Raw genomic sequence first — 1,867 nt, 5'->3', positions numbered from 1 at the left:
AAGGCTGGCGCCGCTACGCAGCGCCAGCCTTCATCACAGAACAATCGGAAAACGACAATTAGGCTGGCGTAACATCTTCCCGTGAGGCAACACGGTCTCTCATCCAGATCGTCGCGCCACACCTTCGCGAAAGCCGATCCGATATCGACCCGAAGACGATGTGCTTCGTTTCCTGCAGACCCTATAGTTATGGAAACCTGATCGACCAGGCGCGCCTCACGCGTGCCGATCTGTCAATCGACGGTCCCGCGTTTGCGGGACCGTACTGGCGTTTCTGGTCTCCTTCGGTCGCGTAGCCTGACGAACCTTCGATAACTACCGGGTGTCGATAATTGCGGTTAGAGAAGTGTTTCCCTAAACGAAAGGGCTGGCTGTTCTCCGATACGGTCGCCGGCGTGCAGCCCAGCGCCAACTTGTACTCCCTCGTCGAGACGTGCAAGGCGAACGGCATCGAACCATACCGCTATCTCGTCTGGCTGTTCACGAAGTTGCCGCTCGCTGCAACCGCTGACGAATATGCTGCCCTCACACCGTGAAGCATGCCTGCTGCTTCCAACCACCGAGGGCGCCGTTAAAAGACCGCATACCTTTTAGCCATCCTGGTTCTGGCGAGCTTGACAGCCGACACGTTGCCGACCGCGATATAGTCGAATGTCGGTGCCGACCTCGGCCCGGATCACCTGGGCGGTAACGTCATGCTCGTTGCTCCATCGCCGGCTCATTCAGTTCACTCATGCTTGCGCGGGCGCGTGACGCCGCGCAGAATTTTCTTCGCGCTCAAATTCGGATCGGCAGCAACGTCTTGTGAAATGCGACGTGCTCCCGGAAACGGTGGTCGCGTACACCGTGGCGCAACGCGCAACGAACCGGTGGAGCTGCTGGTTTTTTACGCGGGAGCGAGCGGAATGTCACTGTCACACGCCGCTCACGTAGATTGAAGAATGCCGGAACTGCCGTGTCGTCTCCAGCTTCTGCTGGGGACCACGGTGGCGGGCCGATATCTGGTAACGTGGCGTCAGCGGCGCGAAAGCGTATCGACATCCGTCGGGTACGGTGTGCGTTTTTTCGTCTACCTGCGAGCGTTTGGGTAACGAAAAGTGCAAGGTGTATATCCGAAAACTGATTACGGATCAATCATGTCAAATATAACAATGCTTCTTATTTTTGGCCGTCTATTGATTGTTGTTTTGTTTGTTGGGTGTGTTGCTTTTGCGTGCAGCAAGCATCGGCCGAAATGGCAAAGAGTTTATTTCGGCGTTGCGGCGGTACTGAATGCGGCCGGATTTTTTGGTGTGACTGTATTATCTCGGTTCTATCCGGAGAGGGTGGCCGATGCGATTGGCGACCCGATATCAATATCCGGGTTGCTGCTTATGGTTTCATATATTTCGTGGTTTCTTTCCATGATCGGGTTTTTGGTGGCTGGGGTTTGCTGGCTGATTGGCGTGTTGCGTCGCTCGGCCGAGAAAACGTAACGAAAGGTAATGGTCACCAAATTCGCTCAATGCGGCTCAGACGGATCGCGCGTCGCGGCCGTTTCGCTGAGGGCCACAAATCCGTGTTCCGTCATATAGTGGATCAGGTCGATATCGCGGGTGATTTTCAGCTTGCGTTTGGCGCTTTGCTTCTGTCCGCTGATTGTCTGCTTGGTCCGATTGCGTTGTTCGGCAATTTCATCAGAATTTGCGCCGAGAAACCCCGTCCTTCAGGGCGACGAGTGAAAGGAGCGCCGTCGCAAGACGGCTTCTCCCGGGGAGAATATTGGGATGATCCGCTTTTTCAAGTCGAGCAGCAGCTCCAGCCACGACGCTTTCGTCTCACGATACCCATCGCCGATCGCCACACGTTCTTTGCTCCCGTCCGGTTT

At 55.7% G+C, this 1,867-nt stretch carries 2 protein-coding genes and 1 pseudogene; all 3 read left to right on the top strand.

The features are described 5' to 3' along the window. Positions 1-359 precede the first annotated feature (359 nt). Positions 360-536 (top strand): annotated as a pseudogene (locus tag BT264_RS37200) (transposase domain-containing protein); the annotation flags it as partial. 600 nt (positions 537-1,136) lie between these two features. Further along, entirely contained in the window at positions 1,137-1,475 is a 339-nt protein-coding gene (locus BT264_RS38985; protein WP_143155859.1) for a hypothetical protein, read from the top strand. Beyond that, a partial coding sequence (locus tag BT264_RS40370) for a hypothetical protein (RefSeq protein WP_256260785.1) occupies positions 1,430-1,867 on the top strand: 438 nt, incomplete at its 3' end. The genes BT264_RS38985 and BT264_RS40370, both read left to right, overlap by 46 nt.

The sequence above is a fragment of the Burkholderia sp. NFPP32 genome (assembly GCF_900119325.1).
Classification (GTDB): domain Bacteria; phylum Pseudomonadota; class Gammaproteobacteria; order Burkholderiales; family Burkholderiaceae; genus Burkholderia; species Burkholderia pyrrocinia_C.
Note: the sequence above shows the minus strand (reverse complement) of the source record. Positions and strands in the feature narration are given on the sequence as shown.